Annotated in this window: 20 protein-coding genes; 16 read left to right on the forward strand and 4 right to left on the reverse strand. The window is 36.5% G+C overall.

Annotated features, from left to right (window positions below; all coding sequences use genetic code 11):
• Positions 1 to 23: 23 nt before the first annotated feature.
• From MHB53_RS22865 to MHB53_RS22875, 3 genes are read left to right on the forward strand one after another with little or no spacing between them, the layout of a single operon-like run.
• A complete protein-coding gene (locus MHB53_RS22865) occupies positions 24 to 1,466 on the forward strand; it encodes an FAD-binding oxidoreductase (RefSeq protein ID WP_340922844.1) in 1,443 nt (480 codons plus the stop codon).
• Complete coding sequence (locus MHB53_RS22870) at positions 1,463 to 1,999, forward strand: MFS transporter (protein WP_340922847.1); 537 nt, start codon at positions 1,463 to 1,465, stop codon at positions 1,997 to 1,999. The genes MHB53_RS22865 and MHB53_RS22870 overlap by 4 nt, the downstream gene beginning before the upstream one ends.
• A 3-nt stretch (positions 2,000 to 2,002) precedes the next feature.
• A complete protein-coding gene (locus tag MHB53_RS22875; protein WP_340922849.1) occupies positions 2,003 to 3,463 on the forward strand; it encodes an amidase family protein in 1,461 nt (486 codons plus the stop codon).
• Between the two features lie 159 nt (positions 3,464 to 3,622).
• Here the strand turns inward: MHB53_RS22875 and MHB53_RS22880 are convergent, their stop codons facing one another.
• Positions 3,623 to 4,546, reverse strand: coding sequence for an MBL fold metallo-hydrolase (locus MHB53_RS22880; protein ID WP_340922851.1), 924 nt, complete (start codon positions 4,544 to 4,546; stop codon positions 3,623 to 3,625).
• Positions 4,547 to 4,806: 260 nt separating this feature from the next.
• On the opposite strand from MHB53_RS22880, the gene MHB53_RS22885 reads away from it, so the two are divergent.
• Entirely contained in the window at positions 4,807 to 5,892 is a 1,086-nt protein-coding gene (locus tag MHB53_RS22885; RefSeq protein ID WP_340922853.1) for a DUF3597 family protein, read from the forward strand.
• Positions 5,893 to 6,174: 282 nt separating this feature from the next.
• Here MHB53_RS22885 and MHB53_RS22890 read toward each other — a convergent pair whose 3' ends face one another.
• Positions 6,175 to 6,474, reverse strand: a complete 300-nt coding sequence (locus MHB53_RS22890; RefSeq protein WP_340922855.1) for a hypothetical protein — start codon at positions 6,472 to 6,474, stop codon at positions 6,175 to 6,177.
• A 406-nt stretch (positions 6,475 to 6,880) separates the two neighbouring features.
• Here MHB53_RS22890 and MHB53_RS22895 point away from each other — a divergent pair, with 406 nt between their 5' ends.
• Both MHB53_RS22895 and MHB53_RS22900 read left to right on the forward strand, forming a co-directional pair.
• Positions 6,881 to 8,026, forward strand: coding sequence for a DEAD/DEAH box helicase (locus tag MHB53_RS22895; RefSeq protein ID WP_340922857.1), 1,146 nt, complete (start codon positions 6,881 to 6,883; stop codon positions 8,024 to 8,026).
• A 105-nt stretch (positions 8,027 to 8,131) separates the two neighbouring features.
• The gene (locus MHB53_RS22900; protein ID WP_340922860.1) at positions 8,132 to 9,154 is read left to right on the forward strand and encodes an STAS domain-containing protein; all 1,023 of its coding nucleotides are present in this window, start codon (positions 8,132 to 8,134) and stop codon (positions 9,152 to 9,154) included.
• Positions 9,155 to 9,637: 483 nt separating this feature from the next.
• Here MHB53_RS22900 and MHB53_RS22905 read toward each other — a convergent pair whose 3' ends face one another.
• Positions 9,638 to 10,501 (reverse strand): endonuclease I family protein, encoded by an 864-nt coding sequence (locus MHB53_RS22905; RefSeq protein ID WP_340922862.1) that lies wholly within the window; start codon positions 10,499 to 10,501, stop codon positions 9,638 to 9,640.
• 172 nt (positions 10,502 to 10,673) lie between these two features.
• Between MHB53_RS22905 and MHB53_RS22910 the strand changes: the two genes are divergently transcribed.
• From MHB53_RS22910 to MHB53_RS22955, 10 genes are all read left to right on the forward strand, one after another.
• Positions 10,674 to 12,077 carry an anthranilate synthase component I family protein gene (locus MHB53_RS22910; protein ID WP_340922864.1) on the forward strand — a complete coding sequence of 468 codons (1,404 nt, stop codon included), beginning with the start codon at positions 10,674 to 10,676 and terminating at the stop codon, positions 12,075 to 12,077.
• Positions 12,074 to 12,655, forward strand: a complete 582-nt coding sequence (pabA, locus tag MHB53_RS22915; protein ID WP_340922867.1) for an aminodeoxychorismate/anthranilate synthase component II — start codon at positions 12,074 to 12,076, stop codon at positions 12,653 to 12,655. Before MHB53_RS22910 ends, pabA begins: the two co-directional genes overlap by 4 nt.
• A gap of 1 nt (position 12,656) precedes the next feature.
• Entirely contained in the window at positions 12,657 to 13,496 is an 840-nt protein-coding gene (pabC, locus tag MHB53_RS22920) for an aminodeoxychorismate lyase (protein ID WP_340922869.1), read from the forward strand.
• A gap of 97 nt (positions 13,497 to 13,593) precedes the next feature.
• Positions 13,594 to 14,436, forward strand: coding sequence for a glucose PTS transporter transcription antiterminator GlcT (glcT, locus tag MHB53_RS22925; RefSeq protein ID WP_340922871.1), 843 nt, complete (start codon positions 13,594 to 13,596; stop codon positions 14,434 to 14,436).
• A 159-nt stretch (positions 14,437 to 14,595) separates the two neighbouring features.
• On the forward strand, positions 14,596 to 16,626 hold the full coding sequence (gene ptsG / locus MHB53_RS22930) for a glucose-specific PTS transporter subunit IIBC (RefSeq protein WP_340922873.1): 2,031 nt from the start codon (positions 14,596 to 14,598) through the stop codon (positions 16,624 to 16,626).
• Positions 16,627 to 16,976: 350 nt separating this feature from the next.
• Entirely contained in the window at positions 16,977 to 18,557 is a 1,581-nt protein-coding gene (locus tag MHB53_RS22935) for a response regulator transcription factor (RefSeq protein WP_340922876.1), read from the forward strand.
• On the forward strand, positions 18,554 to 20,344 hold the full coding sequence (locus MHB53_RS22940) for a cache domain-containing sensor histidine kinase (protein WP_340922878.1): 1,791 nt from the start codon (positions 18,554 to 18,556) through the stop codon (positions 20,342 to 20,344). Before MHB53_RS22935 ends, MHB53_RS22940 begins: the two co-directional genes overlap by 4 nt.
• A 146-nt stretch (positions 20,345 to 20,490) precedes the next feature.
• Positions 20,491 to 21,765: an ABC transporter substrate-binding protein gene (locus MHB53_RS22945; protein WP_340922880.1), complete on the forward strand. Its 1,275-nt coding sequence runs from the start codon at positions 20,491 to 20,493 to the stop codon at positions 21,763 to 21,765.
• Between the two features lie 161 nt (positions 21,766 to 21,926).
• On the forward strand, positions 21,927 to 22,790 hold the full coding sequence (locus tag MHB53_RS22950) for a carbohydrate ABC transporter permease (protein WP_340924928.1): 864 nt from the start codon (positions 21,927 to 21,929) through the stop codon (positions 22,788 to 22,790).
• Positions 22,783 to 23,607 (forward strand): carbohydrate ABC transporter permease, encoded by an 825-nt coding sequence (locus tag MHB53_RS22955; RefSeq protein WP_340922882.1) that lies wholly within the window; start codon positions 22,783 to 22,785, stop codon positions 23,605 to 23,607. The genes MHB53_RS22950 and MHB53_RS22955 overlap by 8 nt, the downstream gene beginning before the upstream one ends.
• Positions 23,608 to 23,681: 74 nt before the next feature.
• Here the strand turns inward: MHB53_RS22955 and MHB53_RS22960 are convergent, their stop codons facing one another.
• Positions 23,682 to 24,470 carry an AAC(3) family N-acetyltransferase gene (locus MHB53_RS22960; protein WP_340922884.1) on the reverse strand — a complete coding sequence of 263 codons (789 nt, stop codon included), beginning with the start codon at positions 24,468 to 24,470 and terminating at the stop codon, positions 23,682 to 23,684.
• Positions 24,471 to 24,541 lie beyond the last annotated feature (71 nt).

Below are 24,541 nucleotides of genomic sequence, written 5' to 3' on the forward strand. Positions count from 1 at the left end.
GTATCTTTCATAGGGGGGACAAATTGGGGAAATCAAAGCGGATTGTAAGCGTATGTATTATTTTATTCATTGTTAGTTATGCTATCTTTTTTCTCTTTTCGATACAGAAAAAAGATCAAGATGAGCTCCTAATGAATGATGTGGGACGATTGGTTCCTATTAAAGTGCGAGAAGTCGTGCAAGGACAAGAAACAGAGCAAATTCAGCAAATTTTAAAAGAAGCTAAAAAGAAGGAAATGAAAATTTCAATAGCTGGGAAACAACATAGTCAAGGCGGGCATACGTATTTTAAAGATGCAATTGTGTTAGACATGACAACGTATAATCGTATCATTAAGGTACTACCAGAAGAGAAGTTGATCACTGTTCAAAGCGGTGCTACATGGGAGGATGTCCAAGAAGCAATCAATCCTTACAATCTATCAATTAAAACGATGCAGGCTCCAAATATTTTTACGATTGGTGGATCAATGAGTGTGAATGTCCACGGAAGAGATATTCGCTTTGGCCCACTTATTGATAGTATTCGTTCTTTTCGGTTGATGAATGCGGATGGAAAGATTTTGAATGTAAGCAGAACGGAGAATGAGGAACTGTTTAGGCTTGTGAATGGTGGGTATGGATTATTTGGGGTTATTCTTGATGTTGATATTGAGCTGACGGATGATGTCGTTTATAAGGCAAATAATGAATGGATTGACTATAAAGAATATCCCACATACTTTAAAAATGAAATATTAGCGAACCAGAATATAGAGATGCATAATTCGCGAATATCCGTCGCACCAAATCATTTTTTAACAGAAATGTATGTAACAAATTATTATCGTGAGGATAAAGACTTGAACGAATTTAATGATTTGCTTAATGAAACATATGTACGCAGAAATAAATTTGCATTCGGACTATCACGACATTTTGATTGGGGGAAAAACTTCGTCTGGTATGTGCAAAAGCAAGCCTTTAAAGATGGAAAAGAAGAGTGGATATCGAGGAACAATGTAATGCGTCCGGAAGTTCAGTTTTTAGACTATGAAGGAAAAAGTGATACGGATATTCTTCAAGAATATTTCGTACCAACAGATGAATTTCCGATTTTTATTGATAGATTAAGAGAAATGTTAGAAGATAGTGAAATGAATGTATTAAATATCACTGTGCGATATGTGCCTAAAAACGAAGAAACAATCCTTTCTTATGCGAAGGAAGATATGTTTGCCTTAGTATTCTTAATCAATCAAGGAATTGGGGAAAAAGAGATCGATAAAAATGGTGAGGTTGTGAAAAAAATCATTGATCTTACGCTTGAATTGGATGGAAGCTATTACTTACCTTATTATCACTATCCAACGAAAGAACAAATGAGAAAAGCATATCCATTAACAGATGAATTTTTCGAAAAGAAAAAGCAGTATGATCCCAAGGAACGATTCGTGAGCGAATTTTATGAGGAGTATAGCCAATGAGATGGGTAGTTATTTCACAAAGCATTGCTATTCTTGGAAGCAGTCTTGTCTTTCCATTTTATTTAATATTTATAAAAGAAGTTGGTGGGGGATTCCTTCAGTACGGAATTTCTTATGGACTATTTATGATGAGCTCAGCACTCGTCCATCTTTTCATTGGTAAGCTTTCTGATAGAGTGGGTCGAAAATTATTTTTACTAATCAATAGTTGGGGTATGGCGGTACTATTATTATTTTTCCCCATTGTCTCGATGGTTTGGCAAGTATATGTTTTACAAATTTCCCTTGGAATTGTTGGAGCGATGCAGAAAACGAGTGAAAAAGCATTGCTTGCTGATTTTACAGATGGTGCGAATCGTGGCTTTGTTATTGGACGTTATCACTTTTGGACATCGATTTTTTCAGGTGGAGCAGTTATGCTAGGCGGATTTATTATTGATTTATTTACGCTAGATATTATTTTTTATATTAGTTCCTTCATTTTATTCGTGAGTGGTTTCTTTATTTTGAAAATAGTAGAAAAGGAGACATGAGACATGAAGAATCCTAGGCTTAGAAAACTACATGATAAGTGGCTGATTGAGGCAAGAATTGAAGACATGCAAGAAAAGCTTGGTTCAGGAGAAGTATCATCTGTAGATCTCGTCCAAATGTATTTGTACAGAATTGCTAAATATGATAAAAGTCTCCGTACAGTTATTGAATTAAATCCGGATGCTTTGCAGATTGCTATGGCACTCGACGCGGAGAGAAAGCTTCATGGGTCAAGAGGCGCACTACATGGCATTCCAATTTTATTAAAGGACAATATTGACACAGGTGATAAAATGCATACGACCGCTGGTTCCTTAGCTATGAAGGATCATTATGCAGCTGAAGATTCCTTTGTAGCCGGACAATTACGAAAATCGGGAGCTATTTTACTCGGAAAAACAAATATGACGGAATGGGCGAATTTCATGACAGTCGGAATGCCAAGTGGGTATAGTTCAAGAGGTGGGCAAACATTGAACCCTTATGGACCGGGAAAGATAGATGTCGGTGGATCAAGCTCTGGTTCAGGTGCCGCGATCGCAGCCAATTTTGCTGCAGCCGCCGTAGGCACGGAAACATCGGGATCTATCTTAAATCCTTCTTTGAAAAATGCATTAGTTGGTATCAAGCCGACAGTGGGACTCGTGAGCAGAAAAGGTGTCATTCCGATTGCGCACAGTCAAGATACACCAGGACCAATGGCTAGAACAGTGAAAGATGCCGCATATTTATTAGCTTTGATGGCAGGTGTCGATGAAAAGGATCCGGTTACAGGAACAAATACAAAGCTGGTCAACTTTGCTGAACATCTTAAGGAAACGAGCTTAAAAGACATGCGTATCGGTATAGCACGGGGGCCTTTTACAGAGCGGATCAGCAAGCATAAGCTAGCACTCTTTGATGGTGCCATTCATGGGCTTCGGGATCTGGGGGCGGAGTTGATAAATGATATTGAGATTGCATCTGCGAAAGAAGGATGGGAAGCTGAAACCCTGATACATGAGTTCAAATCGGATTTGAATGCCTATCTACAGGCGACCACACATTCAAATAAAATTCGTTCACTTGCGGATGTGATTTTGTATAATAATGATCATCCAGATGAAATGCTAAAATACGGGCAAAAACTACTCGAAGCTTCCGAGAAAACGAGCGGAACATTACTTGAGATGGAATATATTCATACATTGGAAAAAGAATTGTATTTATCGCGAGAGCAAGGCATCGACTATGCTTTGCAAAAATATAAGCTAGATGCGATTTTATTCGCAGGTGACCGTGGTTCAGATATTGCTGCGAAAGCAGGGTATCCATCTGTCATCGTGCCTGCCGGATTTATTCCAAATGGAGAGCCATTCGGAATCATGTTTACAGGCACATCGTTTAGCGAACAGATATTGTTGAAAATCGCCTATGCATTTGAACAAGCAACGAAGCACAGGCAAGCCCCAAAGTTAGAGTGATAAAGAATGGCTGCTACTACTGAGTAAGCAGCCTTAACAATGTTGGTGTAACTTTGGCAATAGAACTTCGCAAAGGTAAATAGAATGTCTATATAAGTAAATAGAACCCCACAACGGTAAATAGAGTACTGGTATCGGCTAATAGGCCGACAATACCGACTATGCCATCCTCATCGTCTCGCCAATTTTTAAGTCTTTCAATCGTTCATCGTCCAAATCTTGTTTTTTCCATTCAGCAAACAATCGATCGAGTGCTTCTTTAGGTGTATCATCTGCTAAACGATATGCGCCATAATGCATGGGGATCAGTATTCGAGCTTGGGTATCAAGAAAAGCCTTTACAGCTTCTTCTGGACTTACATGCTGTGCGCCCATGAACCATTCCGGTTCGTATGCTCCAATCGGCATTAAACAATAATCAATCTGATATTTTTCCCCGATTTCTCGGAATCCTTTAAAATATCCACTGTCTCCTGCAAAGTAAATCGTTTGTTTGTCGGAATCTTTGATGATCCAACCTCCCCAATGGGAGCGGTTCGTATCGGTTAACGTTCGCTTTGTCCAATGTTGAGCTGGCGTAAAAGAGAAGTACAATCCAGACACTTCATGTTCCTCCCACCAAGTAAATTCCATTGTATTGCCAAATCCTTTTCGCTTAAACCAGCTACCTAGTCCAATTGGTATCAAAAACATTGGTTCACCTTTCAAACTTTTAATAGAAGAATAATGAAGATGATCATAATGACTATGTGATATTAAAACAAAATCAATTGGTGGTAACTCACGCAAGGCAAGTCCAGGCGAAGAGAGTCTTTTATCCATCCCAAGTCGATTTGCCCAAACAGGATCTGTTAAGATGTTTTTTCCGTTAAGTTGAATGAGAAAAGTGGAATGACCAATCCAAGTGATCGTTGGAATAGTACGGTTGGATTGCAAAAATACTACTTCTGTTTTTTCCACTGTCGGTACTTGGAATGACAAATCTTTCATTTTAGCCTTTCTTTCTTTTCTCCACTTTAGTAAATCTTTAAATGTACTAAGGCTTGCATTTACGTCCATATTTTCATAACGTTTCTTTTTCATGTACTAACCCCACAATGATCTTTTCTTCAGTTTAAGTTAAATGAAAAAAAATTGCTAAGTGGGTGTCTTTGTATAAATAAAGTGTATATCACTTTATTTAAGAAGGAGGTTAGTCCATTGATAAAAATAATGATTGAAGGTGGGGAAATAACACGCAAGGACACTAATTTTTTTTTGTAAAACAAGCACATGTACCAAGTGATCTGCCTGTACGTTTAATGAACACGTTGCATTTTATATTATAAGGAGATGTATATCTTATGAATATTAAACAACAACTAGTTTTTAACCGTTCAAACACATATGGGTTAGGTAATCCATGTAACTTTATTACGATCCACGAGACAGCCAACTATGATAAAGGGGCTGGTGCTCAAACACACGCTAATTTACAATCAAATGGCTATTCTGCATCATGGCATTATCAAGTTGATGACAAAGAGGTTATACAATCATTTTCAGATGATGTACAATGTTGGCACGCCGGGGATAGTCGTGGAAAAGGTAATTTAGAATCTATAGGGATAGAAATTTGCGTTAACATTGATAGTGATTTTAAAAAGGCAGTAGAAAATGCAGCAAAACTTGTTAAGATCTTGATGAACAGGCATAAGATAGCACTTATTAATGTAGTTCAGCATAATAGGTGGAGTGGTAAGGATTGCCCACATAATTTACGGAATGGATCAAAGGGAATTAGCTGGGGGGACTTTGTAAATATAGTAAATGAGTTAGTCAAAGACGAGCCAATTGAAAATAAGCCAACTAAGACTGAATCTGGTCCAGTTCAAAGTAAACCAGTGCAATCAACTACAATCAATAAACAGACAAGTATTGTAGATTGGATGAAACTAAATGGGATGGATCCGAGCTATGTGAATCGTACTAAGTTGGCTGGCCAGTACGGAATTAAAGATTATAAAGGCACAGCTGCTCAAAATATAACATTGTTAAATAAACTAAAAGGCGACCGACCTGTCATGAACTCCAAACCTAAATCAACTGTCAACACGAATAGTATAATAGATTGGATGAAAGCTAATAAATTGGATTCGAGTTATAGCAATAGAGCAAAGCTTGCTGAGAAATATGGTGTTAAGAATTATACTGGGACAGCTGGTCAGAATATAGCGCTGTTAAATAAACTAAAAGGCGACCAACCTGTCATGAACCCCAATCCTACATCGACTGTCAACACGAATAGTATAATAGATTGGATGAAAGCTAATAAGTTGGATTCGAGTTATAGCCATAGAGCAAAGCTTGCTGAGAAATATGGTATTAAGAATTATACTGGGACAGCTGGTCAGAATATAACGCTGTTAAATAAACTAAAAGGTAAATAATAGCCCGGCATTGTCCGGGCTTGATTTAATCTTATGAAAATAGGCCGGAAAACAGAAGGATAATTAGTGAAGCCATCGTTCTAATCAAAGCATGTTACGGATCAAGCTATAAGTCATTGCTACTAAAAACGTTTCATGATGTTTATATCGATTACATCGAAAAAGATTCTTTTCACCATTGACCGATCATAATAAATAACTGAAATAATTAGTTAGATAATATCCAGTAAGTGAAAATTCCCGTCTTTATAGAAGAAGGAAAAGGTTTAAGGTGAAATTTAGTTAATTATCTATATTGTCCCGAAAATTTTTATTCCAGTTCTTATCCCCTGAATGTTCGAAGTCTTGGGTGGTACGCTCCAACACATCAAGTATCCATCGTTTGGTTTCATATATGGTATCGTAGAATGCTTTTTCTTCCACCCCGGTTGTCTTTACTCCAGCTAGAGCATTCGACGCAGTTAAACGTCGATGTTCTTCTATCTTTTTATTGTACTCATCAAAGATATGCTGTACAAACATCGTAATGTCTCTGTGTTCCTTCGTTACCCTTTGTTGAATATCAATTAATCTTTTATCCATTTTTAATTACCCCTTTCTTTTCTTTTTAATCATTCAATTAACCTTGCCAGTTCTAATTCATCCACAATCATAGGTCACTAATTCAGTTTATTTTCTTCTTAATAAAACAATACCTTTTGTAGCACTTTATTTTCATTGGCTCCATATATTACATAATTGTCAATATATGATTTATAGACGTCAAGTAAAAGCATTTACCAATGTGTTTTAATCATACTATTTTACTTCACAGTAAATTTATAAACAAGGGAGAGATGTAATAAATCCGGAAATTTACTGATTACCTTTTATATAAATAAAAACTCTTCTATAAAATGATTGTTAAAGCTGGTAGAATTTTTATTACTGTAAAGGATTGTAGTATGATGGAAGAAGAATCTTGTAGTATGTGAAATGAGGAGAAAAAATGACAAACGAAATAAACTTCTTATCCAATATAAAACCAGCGTTGCAGAAAATATGGGCAAAGTCTCATTTTACTGTACCCACTCCAATTCAAAATAGAGCTATCCCCTATATTTTAGAAGGAAAAGATCTTATCGCGCAATCACCGACAGGAACAGGCAAGACGATTGCGTACCTTCTTCCGATTGTCGAACATATTCAAGTGGATAATAATAGCCTTCAAGCAGTCATTTTAGCGCCATCTCGTGAACTTGTTATGCAAATTTATCAAGAATTACAAAAGTGGACAGAAGATACGGAAATCACCGGGGTATCATTAGTAGGTGGGGCAAATATTAAGCGCCAATTAGACAAATTGAAGAAAAAGCCACAAATTGCTGTGGGGACACCAGGACGAATATTAGAGCTAATCAAATTAAAAAAATTAAAGATGCATGATGTGAAAACAATCGTTCTTGACGAAGGGGATCAGCTTCTTATAAACGAACATTTACAAACAGTACGAACAATTGTAAAATCAGCACAAAATGATCGTCAACTGTTATTATTTTCTGCTACTTCCCTGAAAGAGATTGACTTGATTACGGCAATGATTGACAGAAAACCCGAAATTATTAAAGTGGAGAGAACGGAAACTGCGTCAAAGGGAGTAAATCACTATTATTTAATATCTGAACCACGTGAAAAAGCTGAATTACTTCGAAGGATTGCTGCTATGGAAGGGATGAAGGGGCTCGTTTTTGTACGTGATGTTGCAAGTATGACCGTACTAGCGGAAAAGTTGAAGTATGAGAAAGTATCACTAGACATTCTTCATAGTGAGCTTGGAAAAAATGATCGTGAAAAAGCGCTTCGGGCATTACGCGATGGCGATGTGAAAATATTATTAGCAACAGATGTTGCTGCGAGAGGGCTAGATATCGAAGGATTGACCCATGTCATTCACTCTGATTTTCCAGCCGATGTTGAACAATACATACACCGTTCAGGTAGGACAGGCAGAATGGGGGCAGCAGGTACTGTTGTATCCCTTGTTACATCTAGGGAAGAACGTGAGTTGAAAAAGTATGGTAGACAACTCGATCTAGAAGTACAACTCCGCAGGCTTTCACATGGTAAGTTTATAGAAGTGAATCTGAAAAAGTAAGTTTTTTTACTTTTGGAAGATACAGATTTTTAGGTGTAATATTCAAGCAGTTTTATCAACAATCTCATGGTTTAAAATGTAGAGAATTTTGGGGAGGCAAATTGCATGAAGCCAAATGAGCATGTAAAGACAGTTGATGGTGTCCAGTTTTCTTGGGGTATGGATAGTGGGTCCCTTAAATACGAAGGTGATAATGTTCTTTTATTCTGGATTGATACCGCATTTAAAACATTTTTAGACACGATTGAAGAAATTACGGGGGAAGAAAGTGCACGCGTTGTTATGGAAGCAGCTGGCTATAGAACAGGTAAAATAGTTAGCGACTTTTTTGCAGGCAAAGCGGAGAACGAGGAGGAGATAATAGCCCTCCTCCCAAATATCTACAAAAGGGCCGGGTGGGGAACCTTTACAGTTTTAGAATTTTCCGTTGAAAAAAAAGAAGCGATTATTGAGTTAAAGGATGACTGGGAACTCAAAATTAATCGATTACAAAATAAAAAAGAGCCAGGAAGTTTTCTTGCAGGACACTGGGCCGGCATTCTTTCCGTATTATTTAAAGAACAGATTTGGTATCAAATTACGAAACACCCTTTTTTAGGGGATGATGTCACCGAAATTAAATTTACTCTATCGAATATTTCATCTACTGAAAATATTAAAGAGCTTTTAAACAGTAAGGAGCAACATGAGATTACTACACTTGAAGCAATTGTTGAAGATAGGACTCGGGAACTGAAAAAACTTGTCAACGATTTATCTTCACCAATTATACCTGTTTTGGAGAATATTGTGGTTGTACCGATGATGGGACGGTTTGATGAAAGTAGATCAACGGAACTGATTGAGAAAACGTTGCAAGGTGCGATAGACTATCAATCTAATATTATCATTTTTGATGTTACTGGAATGAATGAGATGGATAATAATTTTATTTCATTATTGGAAAATGTGACACAAGCAGTTGCCTTGGTTGGGGCTACGCCAATCATTGTTGGAATATCTCCAGATTTAAGTATGCAGCTCGTGTCCAGCGGGGTTTATCTACAGGAATTAAAATGTTTTGCAACGCTTAAACATGCCGTTCATTATGCTTTAGCTTTAGAAGGTATGCAAATAACGGCGAAATAACATGAAAAAAACGCTCTTTTCCAACAGATGAAGACTTGGGAAATGAGTGTTTTTGTTTTTTAAAGGAAAAAGATATCCAAGTATTTGCTGTACTGGTGGTGAAAAGACACCAAGTGATTTAATAGAAGTCTATATGTAAGTCTGTTACATCCAATGATGATGAAACTTATTGGAAACTTAGTGAAATTAGGCTAGGGTATAATAAAAAAGAAATGACATTACGTAAAATAAAAACATCCCGCTTGTTTTAAAGACAGGATGTTATGTAAGTATGTCTATTATCCTTCTTTATTTGCAGCAATGTAACCATTAGTCCTGTCATTCCTGCACTAAGTATTGGGGCAATGCTGAAAGTAAGGAATCTCAAATTATCGGTAATTAGCGACAAAATGAGAAAAAAGCAAGGGAAAATGATTAGAACCGTTAATGAAACATTCAATGCAAATCTTATATTCTTTCGGATTCGTATTCATCCTTCCATTTTCATAATGGAAAATAAAACTCATCGATAAGTTCTGGATAATCAATAAATGGATTACGATTTCCTTGAATATGAAAAATTGCTTGGTTGCGATGCTTTTCGTAAATGCTGGGAGGAAATTGCTGGTTCCATTTCCTTAATAATGTGAAATCAACTTTTTTTCTAAAGGATTTCCGAATCCCATCAGGATAGCGAAGAATAAAATATAGCATCGCACGAGCAATAGTTCCTTTTCCATATTCTGGTTCGAATAACTCGAATGATGCGACTCCGCAATGATTACGAATGTTTTCATTAGGAGATTCCGGACTGTAATTGACAAAATCATGATATTCAAAATTAGATCGAATGGCATTGCATTGGGGATCACACGCGAATAAATGATGCAGATCGCCTTTCATTGGCTCTCGCCCACTAAACCAAGATTGTGGAACGATATGCTCCGCATTAAATTTTAAATCTATCGAAATTAATTCAGTAGTATTCTCCTTTGGCTGTAATCTTTCATAATCAACATGCCTAATCTGGACCTCAAAGTCTTGTTTGATTAAATCGGCGGGCTTCATTTCTTCACCTGAATAAATATTTTTTACAATCCCATTTGGCTGTAAATCAACCCAGGTATATAAGTATTCATCTTTACTAATAAAATAAGGAAGTATATTTTTATGGGAGTTTCTCACGATTGTATGTAACTGAAAAAACTTTTTACGGCTACTTGGTAGTTGAAATTTGAATCGATGATAATAGCGCTGAGTATCTTTCATATTTGCTTCTTCATCATAATAAACAAGTTCATTATTGATTATCTTGCTGCGATATATCTCTAATGACGCAAGTATTGATTCAAGTCGATTTTTGTACATATTTTCATCTCTCCTTTCTTATAAGCTAGTATAAGCCGAAAGTGTATAGATTAAAATGGAAAAACGACTTGACTTCTATATAAAAATAAAGTAACTGGATCAAAATATGATATGATGAAGCTAAAAATTATACTTTAATAATTTATAATTAAAGACAGGAAGTGAGTTTACAATGGATAATAATCCAATTTTATATAAAAAGGTTCCATTTACAAAAGAAAGATTCTTTCAAGTATATGTGCATGAAACAAAAGAACAGGAGCGTCATGTGCTACTCGAAAGTGGCCGCACTGGAAGGTATAGCATTGCTGGGATAACACCATTTGCTGTTTTTCAAGCAAGTGGCAACGAAATTACGATTGAACAGTCAGGTAAACGTACGATGATATCTGGAAAAGCTTTGTTGGAGTTAGAGAAATGGATGAAGCCATTTAGCTTTACCCCAATACCAGGACTTCCTGATTTTCAAGGTGGTGCGATTGGGTATATAAGTTATGATTACACTTGGTCCATTGAGAGACTACCCAATATGGCAGACGATGATTTACAATTTCCACATATTTATTTTTTAGTTTTTGATGAATGGGTAGTTTTTGATCATGAAGAAGAATGCCTATGGATCATGGTGCTAAATCGTGGTGATGCTAAGGAAAAGCTTTTGTCTGCTAATAAAAGATGGTTAACTGAATCTATAGAAAATACTGAAATAACTACTACTCCATCAAAACTTAAAAGTGTACATCAAGTTTCTTTTACTGAGGAGGAGTTTGTCACTGCAGTTGAAAAAGTGCAAGCATACATAGAAGAAGGTGATGTTTTTCAAGTAAACTTGACGGTTAGACAGTCAAAAGAGCTAGAAATTCCACCATTTGATATTTATAAAGAGCTGCGTATCCTTAATCCTTCTCCATATATGGGCTATTTTCATACGCCAGAATTCCAAATAGTTTCCGGCTCCCCGGAGTTATTAATTAAAAAGTCGGGCGATATTGTGAGTACGAGACCAATTGCAGGTACAAGGTCGCGTGGGATGGATGACGAAGATGACCAAAGACTTGCAAATGAGTTAATGGAAAATAAAAAAGAGCAAGCAGAGCATATCATGCTTGTTGACTTGGAACGTAATGATATAGGTAAGGTATGTGCATATGGTTCTGTCAAAGTAGATGAATTAATGACGGTCGAGAAATACTCCCATGTCATGCATATCGTTTCACATGTAAGTGGTCAGCTTGCTGAGGAAAAAAGTGCTTATGATTTAATTGAAGCTACATTTCCAGGTGGTACGATCACAGGAGCGCCAAAAGTTCGTACACTCGAAATTATCGAAGAGCTTGAGTCCGTTAAGCGCGGTGTTTATACGGGATCACTAGGATGGATTGGATTTAACGAGGATTTACACCTTAATATCGTCATTAGGACGATGCTTATTAAAGATGGGATGTGCCATGTACAAGCAGGTGCTGGAATTGTGATTGACTCAGATCCGAAGGCGGAGTATGAAGAATCACTGAAAAAAGCACGTGCGCTTTGGAAGGCAAAAGAAGTAGCGGAAAGTAAGGTGGAAAACGCATGATATTAATGATAGATAATTATGATTCATTTACATATAATCTTGTACAATATTTTGGTGAACTTGGAGAAGAGATTTTGGTTAAACGAAATGATAATATATCTATTGATGAAATTACTCAGCTTGAGCCGAATTATTTGGTGATCTCTCCAGGACCTTGTACCCCAGATGAGGCGGGAATTTCGCTGGAAGCGATCCGTTATTTTTCCGGGAAAATTCCAATCCTCGGTGTCTGTCTTGGTCATCAGGCTATTGGTCAAGTATTTGGCGGTGAAGTTATAAAAGCAGAACGATTGCTGCACGGAAAAACATCTGCGATATTACATGATGGAAAAACAGTTTTCTCCGGGCTAGATAATCCTTTTCGCGCGACGCGTTACCATTCCTTAATCGTCAACAAAGAGAATCTACCTGATTGTTTAGAGGTATCGGCTTGGACTGATTCAGATGAAATTATGGGAATTAGGCATAGAGAACTAGCGGTTGAAGGAGTTCAATTCCATCCTGAATCGATTATGACGGAAGCAGGGAAGCAACTTTTAAAAAACTTCCTTCAACGCTATCGAACGGAAGTGCGTTAATATGTTTTTATATCTAAATGGCGATTTTATTGAAAAAGAGAGAGCAACAATATCTCCATTTGATCATGGTTACTTATATGGGCTTGGCGTCTTTGAAACATTTCGCACGTACGATGGGCACCCATTTTTATTAGATGATCACTTGAAACGTCTGAATGCAGGGCTTGATGAGCTGAATATTGTAAGAAAGTTTACTTGTGATGAGGTGCGCGGTATTGTTGAAGAACTGTCGCGGTTGAACGGTCTCCAGGATTCATATATTCGCTTTAATGTTTCCGCGGGTGTGGGTGAAATAGGTTTACAAACGGAAGGATATAATAGGCCGACAGTTATTATGTTTCAAAAGCCACTTCCGAAGATGAAGCCGCTGGGAGAAAAGGAAGCAGTGGTTTTGCAACTCCGGCGTAATACACCGGAAACAGCAACCCGATTGAAATCGCATCATTTTTTCAATAATGTAGCAGCGAAGAGAGAGCTAGGATCTAACCCGAGTAGGGAAGGGATATTTCTGACTGAAGCCGGATTTTTAGCAGAAGGTGTTACATCAAATTTATTTTGGATAAAAGATGGGTCCGTATTTACGCCATCCCTTGAAACAGGGATATTAAATGGGATTACACGTCAATATATCTTGAATTTAGCACGTTTACTTGAATTGCCAGTTCATGAGGGATTATATCAAGAAGCTGTATTGGAAGAAGCAGATGAAATCTTTTTTACCAACTCTATTCAAGAAATCATACCAGTGAACATATTGGGTCCGGTCCGATTTCCTGGGGAAAATGGTAAGTATGTAAAAGAGCTTCATCAGGCATATGGAGAGAATATTAGTTCATTCTAATTTATAAAATTGAAACTGTTCGAATGCGCCTATAAAAACGACAAACTCGCCCGAAACCGGTAAAATAGATACTATGAACATTAATGGAGAGGTATCGATGGATAAATACTTGATCAAAAAGAGTTTAAATAATAATGTCTTAATTGCTACAAATGAAGATGATGATGAAGTGGTGGTCATTGGGCGAGGAATCGGTTTTGGTAAAAAGTCAGGAGATCGAATTGTTCAGGAGCAAGTGGAGAAATTATTTGTATTGAAAGATCCAGATGAGCAAAAGCAGTATAAGGAACTTCTATACAACTTAGATGATACTATTTTAAAAGTGATTATTTCTGCTGTTGAACTGATACGTAAGCGAGTATCTGCCCCCCTGAATGAACATATCCACGTCGCGATGACAGATCATTTGGCATTTGCAGTTAGTCGGATAAAAAAAGGAATTGGTATTCGTAATCCATTTTTACTTGAGACGAAGGGACTTTACCCTGACGAATACGCGATTGCTACTGAAGTGACGGAAATGATTAACAAACATCTAACCGTGGCACTCCCAGAAGGTGAGATCGGGTTTATCGCCCTGCACATCCATAGTGCACTTATGAATAAAAATGTTCGGGATTTAGCTTTACATTCCGATTTAATTGCCCGGCTTGTAATAATAATTGAAGAGCAATTTGATGTGGTGATTAACAAAAGCAGTATTGATTATTTGCGGCTTATTCGTCATCTAAGGTTTACAATCGAGCGTGTTGTCAGGGACGAGGAAGTAGCGGAACCGGAAAAAATCGCGCAACTATTGAAAACGGAATATCCAGTATGCTATAATCTAGCTTGGAAGCTAATCAAAGTGATGCAGCAAACACTAAAAAAACATGTATATGATGCAGAGGCAGTTTATTTAACATTACATCTGCAGCGAATTCAAACAAAAATGAAATAATAAATCATAATAACGTGTTACTGATTCGATCAGGCATGAGTTAAGAAGATTGAGGGGAAATAGGGGTTCATACCTTATTTTCATCATCTTTTTTTCTCATGCCTTTTTTTGTTGCCTTACTTTGAGAAGCATTAATGATAATTTCAGGAGGATGAACAAATGTTTAAGAAAGCATTTGGTGTATTACAAAAAATAGGACAAGCCTTAATGTTACCTGTCGCTTTACTACCAGCAGCGGGGTTATTACTAGGTTTAGGTAATGCAGCTCAACAAGATACGATGCTAAACTTTCTACCGTTCCTATCAGCTGATTGGATACAATTAACAGCAACGGTTATGGAAGATGCCGGTAATATTATTTTCGCTAACTTACCACTTATCTTTGCGATAGGGGTTGCGATTGGGTTAGCAAAAGATGGTGCAGCCGCACTTGCAGCACTCGTTGGTTATTTAATACTGAATCAGGTGATGAGTTCATGGATGGGAATTACTCCAGACATGCTTGCTGATAACCCTGGTTATGCCCTTGTTTTTGGAATTCCAACATTACAAACGGGTGTTTTTGGCGGAATAATCGCAGGTCTGATCGCAGCATTCTGTTATAACAAGTTTCATGATATTGAAATGCCTTCTTTCCTTGGTTTTTTTGCTGGGAAACGTTTTGTTCCAATTGCTACAGCGGCAGTATCTTTTGGTGTAGGATTGTTATTAATGATTATTTGGCCACCAATTCAATCGGGAATGAATAGTGCATCTCTTTGGCTGATGGAGGAAGGTACGTATTTCGCTGTATTCTTCTTTGGATTTATTAAACGATTACTCATTCCATTTGGATTGCACCATATTTTTCATGCTCCATTCTGGTATGAATTTGGTTCATATACTACAACTGCGGGTAATATTGTTCGCGGTGATATGACGATCTTCTTTGCACAATTAAAAGACGGTGTAGATATTACAGCGGGTAATTTTATGGCTGGTGAGTTTCCAATTATGATGTTTGGTTTACCAGCGGCGGCGCTAGCGATGTATCATGCAGCTCGACCAGAAAGGAAAAAGCTTGTAGCTGGTTTATTAGCTTCTGGAGCTTTAACTTCCTTCTTAACAGGGATTACCGAGCCACTTGAGTTTTCATTTTTATTCTTGTCGCCAATACTATTCTTAATCCATGCCATTTTAGATGGGTTATCATTTGTTTTAATGACATATCTAAATGTGAATATAGGTTATACTTTCTCTGGTGGAGGAATCGACTTCTTCCTATTTGGAATATTACCAGGTAGGGAACCATGGTGGATTGCTATCCTAGTAGGTCTAGTTTTTGCGGTCATTTATTATTTCTTGTTCCGTTTTATGATTAGTAAATTTAATCTGATGACACCTGGACGAGAAAAAGTGGAAGAAGATGAAGCAGAGAGTACGAAGGGGAATGCTGATCTTGCTTATCATATTCTTGATGCAATGGGTGGACAAGAAAATATTTCTAACTTAGATGCTTGTATTACTCGTCTACGTGTATCTGTTAAAGATATTAAAGATGTAAACAAGGGCGAGTTGAAAAAATTAGGTGCAGCAGGTGTACTTGAGGTTGGAAATAATATTCAAGCTATATTTGGTCCTCGATCCGAAATTATTAAAGGACAAATGCATGATATTATTAGTGGTAAAAGACCTCGGACAGTCGATGAACAACCTAGCAAAGAAGTGAACACAGCTGATTTAAGTAACGATGCAAATGATGTGTTTGTTTCACCAATCAAAGGAGAAATTCTACCATTGTCAGAAGTTCCAGATGCGGTATTTTCTGAAAAAATGATGGGAGATGGATTTGCGATCATGCCATCTGAAGGTACGGTTGTTTCACCTGTTGATGGGACAATCATTAATTTCTTCCCAACAAAACATGCTATGGGTATTTTATCTGACTCAGGAAGAGAAATTTTAATTCATGTAGGTATAGACACGGTTAAATTAGATGGACAAGGTTTTGAAGCATTAGTTTCACAAGACGATCGTGTGGAAAAAGGACAACCATTGTTGAAAGTCGATTTAGACTATATTAAGGACAATGCGTCATCCAGCATTACTCCGATCATATTCACAAATCTATTCGAAGGTGAATACGTGAAGATCAACAAAGAGGGTAATGTTGAAATAAAAGAGGATAATATTATTACGATTGAAAAGTAAAAAGCGGGAGCCGACATGGCTCCTGTTTTTTTATTGCGTGAAACTACTACTGTAGTAGCCGTAAACTTTGTCGAGTAGCCAGTAAATTCCCTGAGTGGCTGTTCAGCGGTCACTAAATCATCTAAAACTTACTAGTATCTCTATTTGAATGCATCTATGTCCCTTTTTGTATGAATTCCAATAAGAATGTATACAAAATTGGTACGATGACAGGTGTTAACAGCTTGGAACTTTTTAACACTCAATTATGGTTGCGGCAGGATTGGAATGATATATAAATACATAATATCGTTCACTACACCCATGCTATAATTAAATATATCTATTAGTAGGACGAGCGGGGGATAATTATGTCAGTACGTGAATGGTGTAAAGTACTTGTAGTTGATGATGAAATTCTAATTAGACAAGGAATAAAGCATTATATCAAATGGGAGGAAGAAGGCTTTCAAATTGTCGGTGAAGCTTCCAATGGTAAGGAAGCCCTAGCAATGATAGAGACGCAACAGCCTCATATCGTAATTACTGACATGGTCATGCCTGTGATGGATGGAGAAGAATTAACGAAAATAATAAAAAGAGATTATCCACAAATAGAAATTATTGTTTTAAGCAGCTTTGGTGATTTTGATTATGTTCGTTCGACATTTCAACATGGGGTGTCAGATTATATTCTTAAGCCTAAATTAGAAGGTCCGGAGTTATTAAAATCATTGCAACATGCTGCAAGTAAACTTACTTCCTTTCGTTTGTTGAAAAATGAAAGAAATCCACATTCTTCGATCGGCCGCGTGCTTGATCGGGTAATGTCTGGATTTGATGTGGAAGATGAATATACCATTATAAAAGAAGCTTTTCCACACAGTCATTATTGCTTATTTGGAGTGGAGGCTGAAGAAGGAAACTGGAAAGGTGACAAAGAACTTTCGGAATTGAGACAATATATCTCCAGTGTGTTGGAAGATGAACTAACCCGTATTATTTGCCATACTCTTACTCTAACTGAAAATACAATCACTTATTTATTAAATGTGGATGAGCATCAACTTGCCACAATTAAATATTTTATAAAAAAACTTGCTCAATCAAAAGAAGTTTCTGAATGGGATATTGCTTTTTCCCTTAGTGAGCCATTTACCACTTTTTCTGAATTGAAGAATATGCATGAGCAAAAGTTGTTGCAATTGATGCAGTATCGCTTTTATTTGCCTGAAAAGACGGTGTTTATTTATGATGAATTTCCACTTGAATCAAAAGGAGAAGAACCTTTTCAGTTAACACATTTCATAGAGGTTTTTAAACGCGAACGGTTTGAAGATGCTTTTACTTACTTGGAGAAGCATACCGACTATTTAGCTCAACACTATACAGCGGAAGTTTTCGCATTTAAATCATTCATTGGAAATATTATTTTTAATGTAACGACATTATTAGGAAATATGAAATATGAGAATCAACATTTGGAAGAAGCGAAATATGGTTATTTAGCAACAATTGATAGTGCCACAACAGCAAGAGAAGCACTTCTTCAATTAGAAGCATTTATTACGGCAGCAAGGTACGTAATTACGGAAAAAAGGTTAAATATGGTTCAGCCAAATATGCAGAAATTACTTAATTATATTGATAAACATTATGCAGAGTCACTTAGTTTAACGGAAATGGCGGATCATTTTCACTTTAACCCTTCCTATTTATCAAATTATTTTAGTATGAATAATAATGAAGGGTTTAATGAGTATTTAAATAAAGTGCGTATCGAAAAATCGACTGAATTATTAAAACAAGACACTACTCCCATATCTGAAATTAGTCATTTAGTTGGCTATTCAGATCATAGTTATTTTTGCAAAGTATTTAAGAAAATGAAGGGAACATCACCAAGTAAGTATCGAAAACAATTTCACCAGACAAAGAAGCGAAGAAAATGAAAAAGATCTTTACACAATTAAATAATAATAGTTTATTTATTAAAATGTTTATTGTGATGGTGCTTAGCATCGTAACCATTTCTGTAACGATTACTTATAGTACGATCCGAATGTCAGAGCGGCTATTTATGGAAACTTTCAGTATTACAAACTCGAAGGTCATTAATCAAATGAAAAACAGTTTTGAATCTTTCAGTTACTCGATTGTGACTGCAGTAAATAACATATCTGATAGTGTGACGGTTAAAAACTATCTTATGCAAAGCGATTCAGATTCATTGTCCATGTCAAAATCTTATTATCAAATGGGAGAACAAATGAGTCGCATGGAATCGCATCTAGATGCCTATGATGTTGGAATTAATTTGCTAGGTGTAAATGGGCGGCACTTTGCTACTAATACTGCTATATGGTCCATTCCTACAGAAGAATTGGCGACACATACGATCACCGTGAAAGCGTATGATCAGCCCCAAAAACTGATGTATCATTATGATTATCCGAATGGAATGAATAGATATTCTGGAAAACCGACAATTATCGCTTCAAAAGCTTTAACGGAGCGTACATCAGGATATATTTATGGCGTCCTTTATATTGCGATGGAGGAAAGTGAATTCAAGCAGTTTTATACCAATTATACGAGTGATGGTAATGATATTGTCATATTAGACAGCAAGGGTTTAATGATCTCAAGTAATCGTGAAGAATGGATAGGAAAAAAAGATAAAGAGCTATTAAAACATGCAAAAGAAATTGATGAGGATGGATTGGACTATAAAAATGCGATTGTAATGGATAGAAATCAGATTATTTTAACAGAATACTTACCCTCCTTTGATCTGTATATTGTTAATTTGGTTGATAAAAAGCTTGTCATGAAAAATTTAATCGATACGAAAGCAATTATCTTCATTAGTATTACGATCGTTAGTATTGCCTTATTCATTGTTTTTCTTATATCAAGACGCCTTACCAAATCTTTAACAAATCTTGTGAAGCAAATATCAAATATGCCTAAATATGATTTTGATCAATATGTCACAGTTTCGGGGAGTTATGAAACAAGGGAATTAGCAAATACGTTTAATTATATGCTCGATGAACTCCATGATTATGTCGAGGAGTTAATGGAAACACAAAAGAAACAACGTAAAGCTGAATTAGCAGCGTTACAGCAACAAATTAATCCGCACTTTTTATATAATACACTAGCTTCTATTAAAATCATGGTAGAGCAAGGGAATAAAGAAAATGCTGGGGAAACGATACGTGCACTGATTTCACTACTACAAAATACAGTGGGTAATATTAGTGAAACGATATCAGTTGAACAAGAACTAATGAACATGAAAAACTATGCGTTTATTAATCAAATGCGATATGGGCAAAGAATTAAAGTGAATTATTATATTTCACCAGACTGCTTAGCATTTCAGCTACCAAAATTAATTATACAGCCCTTTATAGAAAATGCCTTTTTCCATGGGTTCAATAAAAAATCTGATGGGTATATACATATTATGATAGCTCAAGAAGGCGAGAAGCTTGTTTGTGAAGTAGTTGATAACGGAGATGGTATGCAAGTCAATCGGGAGCATAGATTACCGAGTCACAAAAGCAAACGCCAGCTTTTTAGCGGTATAGGAGTAAATAATGTCAATGATCGGATTAAATTATTGTATGGCAAAGAATATGGGGTGGCTATTACGAGTCAGATCGGTAAAGGAACTAGGGTGAAAATCCATTTACCACTAATACAACCTAAAGAAAATCCCAATATCTAAAAAAAGTCATATAATTATTGAGTCTGTATTTATAAAACCAAAAATCTTCATAATTCGAGCTAAAGATCGTCCTAACGATCTTTTTTTCATGCATGTTAAGATGAATACACAAGAAAGCGGTTACAAAAATACGGGAGGTAATTCTATTGAAAAAATTACTATATGTATTGTTAGCTAGTCTATTATTGCTAGCTGCGTGCTCCTCAGGCTCTGAGAAAGAAGGATCTGAAAGCAAAGATGATAATGAACTCACTGTATGGGCATGGGATCCAAACTTTAATATTGCAGCGTTAAAGCTTGCTGAAGAGGCATATGGCAATGATGATGTAAAACTAAAAATTATCGAAAATGCACAAGACGATATCGTTCAAAAGCTAAACACAAGTCTTAGTTCTGGTACAACAAAAGGCTTACCAAACATAGTATTGATCGAGGATTATCGTGCACAAAGCTTTTTACAAGCATTTCCGGATTCTTTTTATGAGCTAACAGATCACTTTAATAATGAGGATTTTGCTGAATATAAGCTTGCACCGACTAGTATGGATGGTAAAAACTATGGATTACCTTTTGATACAGGTGTAACTGGATTGTTCGTTCGAACTGATTATTTGGAAGAAGCGGGGTACACGGTTGAGGATTTGCAAGGAATCGATTGGAATGAATATATCGAAATTGGTAAGGTAGTCAAGGAAAAGACAGGAAAGCATATGATTTCAATTGATCCTAATGACTTAGGTGAAATACGATCAATGACTCAAACTGCCGGAACTTGGTATACAAAAGAAGATGGAGTAACTCCAAATATTGAAGGTAACGAAGCTCTGAAATCAGCTTTTGAAATATACAAAAAGATGATTGATGCAGATATTGTTAAGCCACACTCTGATTGGAACCAATATCTTGCTAATTTTAACGGTGGAGAAGTTGCATCAGTTGTTACAGGAAACTGGATCACTCCTTCTATTAAAGCAGAAGAATCTCAAGCGGGTAAATGGGCGGTTGTACCAATACCACGATTGCCAATAGAGAGTTCAATAAATGCCTCTAACTTAGGAGGAAGCTCATGGTATGTTTTAAATGTTCCAGGCAAGGAAAAAGCTGCAGAGTTCCTTGGAAAAACATTTGGGGAAAATGAAGAGCTTTATGAGAAGTTAATAACAGAAGTTGGTGCTCTTGGTACTTATACTCCAGTCTCTGATAGTGCAGCGTACAATGAGAAAGATCCATTCTTTAGCGACCAAGCTCTTTCAGGCGATTTTGCCAAGTGGATGGAGGACATTATCGGTATTAATTACGGCATGCATACGTATGCGATTAATGACATCTTAGTCGTAGAAATGCAGAATTATTTATCTGGAAAAGATATTGACGATGTATTGAAAGATGCCCAAAAACAAGCAGAATCGCAGATTAAATAAGGATAGGAAAATAACCTTGAGCAATTGTCTGCTGCATCACTGCTAAGTAGTAGATAATTGATCAAGGTTTTATTTACAGAAAAGTTACTTCCGAGTTTCAACAGGATCGGTGGGCGCCTTGCGCTTTTCTAAATAAGGAGTTGATTTACGTGAGTACGAGAATGAAAAATAATGCCATTGGCTGGTCATTTATCATAGTGGCGGTATTCATGATTTGTGCGTTTTATTTTTACCCTATGATTCAAGCATTGATCTTATCTTTTAAATCTGGTACAGGTACGAACTTACAGTTTGTAGGACTAGATAATTATAAGCGACTGTTTTCTGATGCTACTTTTCTAGCAGCAGTAAAAAATACCTTCATTTATTTAATTGTTCAAGTACCAATCATGATTATATTAGGATTATTTATATCTGTGCTATTGAATGATAAAACGCTGAAATTAAAAGGTGTTTTCAGAACCTTGATTTTTTTACCTTGTGTTACTTCTCTTGTAGCTTATTCTGTTATATTTAAATATTTATTTGCAGTTGATGGTTTAGTAAATACATTATTAGTAAAGTTTCATCTTGTACCACAAGCAATCAATTGGTTGACAGATCCTTTTTGGGCAAAAATAACGATCATCATTGCCATTACTTGGCGTTGGACAGGTTATAATATGATATTTTATTTATCCGCACTACAGAATGTAGACAATTCCATTTACGAAGCAGCAAAAATTGATGGTGCTAATGGTTTACAACAATTCTTTAGAATAACGATCCCGATGTTGAAGCCAATTATATTATTTACTTCCATCACATCGACCATTGGGACACTCCAGATTTTTGATGAGATTATGAATATTACAAAAGGCGGTCCTGGTAATGCCACGTCCTCCATATCTCAATATATTTACAATCTTTCTTTTAAGTACACACCGGATTTTGGTTACGCAGCGACTGTATCTTATGTAATCGTATTCTTCATTGTAATTTTAGCAATTCTACAATTTAAAGTGGCAGGTGATCGAAATGACTAATGTAAAACGGATATTTGTATATATATTCCTGGTCATTGCATCAGTTGTTTCCATTTTTCCGTTTATATGGATGATTGTGAGTGCAACGAACAAATCAGTTGATGTAACACAAGGGAGATTATTACCAGGTAGCCATTTTATAAAAAATTTAACGAATCTCCTTGAAACAGTTGATATCGTACCGGCATTATTGAATTCAGCAAAAATATCGATTACAACAACGGTTTTAGCGCTTCTAATCGCATCCATGGCAGGATATGGATTTGAAATTTATAAAAGCAAAGCTAAAGATATGGTATTTAATATACTGCTGCTATCGATGATGATTCCATTTGCAGCATTGATGGTTCCTTTATATCGGATGTTCGGGTCCATTTCACAAACGATGCCAGCGATTGGTATTGACACATTGACATCAGTAGTGTTACCGACGATGACTACTGCATTTCTTATCTTCTTCTTTAGACAAAGCACAAAAATGTTTCCAAGAGAGATGATTGAAGCGGGGCGAATCGATGGCTTGAGTGAAATAGGAATCTTTCTACGTATCTTTATGCCGACGATGAAAACAACATATGCCGCGGCGGCAATTATTACATTTATGTCGAGTTGGAATAATTATTTATGGCCATTAGTAGTCTTGCAGTCACCAGAAAATCAAACAATACCATTACTCATATCTAATCTAGGGTCAGGTTATTCACCAGATTTTGGTGTGATTATGATGGCGATCGTTATAGCGACATTGCCGACAGCACTTGTATTCTTCCTGATGCAAAGACATTTTGTAGCTGGAATGATGGGGTCTGTAAAATAAATTAATAAAAAGTCAGGAGCCGAATTTGGCTGCTGATTTTTTCTACCTGAATGTTACTGCTAAACTTCTTGATATTATTTATTCGAATAATATTCAATTGTTTTTTTATCGAGTGGTTCATTATCGGAAAATAAGTCAGGTAGATCATATAGCATATCCATTAAGACATCGTTAAGTTTCCTCGCATTACATACTCTTGTTTCAGCATCACCGAATGTACCAATCGACATTGCTCCACGGTTTAATAAGATGTCATCCACCTTCCAAAAATGTTCGGACCAAGATAAGCCGCTATGTCGGCGTGAAGGTACATTCACTATTGTACCGTCTGGCAAAACAGATTGTAGTTGCTCGAAGCTATCCGTCATTCGTCCTGGTATATCTGCCCATTCTTCAATCCCATGGATATACGTATTTCTTTTTAAATCGACACCAACTAGCATGATTTGCGCATTCCGATCAAGTAACTTGCCCCAAGCAGAACCGCGAGCACATGGTGTGTCGCACTTTTCGTCACCAGATGTAAAAGCAATAGCATCCTCACCAATAGCTGCCACGGAGTGCGTCGGATGAGCAGATCGAACAACATGATCTCTTTTCCGAAACAGTTCTGTTAATATACCAACACATGTCGAAGAATCTTGCACAGAAAAAGTTGGATTGTCAGCATTGATCGAATCCCATGTATGTGTCGGAAGGACAAGTAATCCATCTTCCATATGTTTTTCGAGTGCATCTAGAACAGTATCAGCTCTGCCGGCTACGTCTCCAATACTTTTGTATGAAGAGTGTACAAGTAATGTTCCCTTTTTATCAATGGATAGATTGGTTAAATCATCAAGTAAACTATTTTTTGTATGCATGAAACGTTCCTTTCTTCTGTCTAAACAGTAAATATTTTTCTGACCTATTCATTGTAGCCCAAAAATTCAGA

This window comes from Bacillus sp. FSL K6-3431 (assembly GCF_038002605.1).
In the GTDB taxonomy this organism is placed as follows: domain Bacteria; phylum Bacillota; class Bacilli; order Bacillales; family Bacillaceae_C; genus Lederbergia.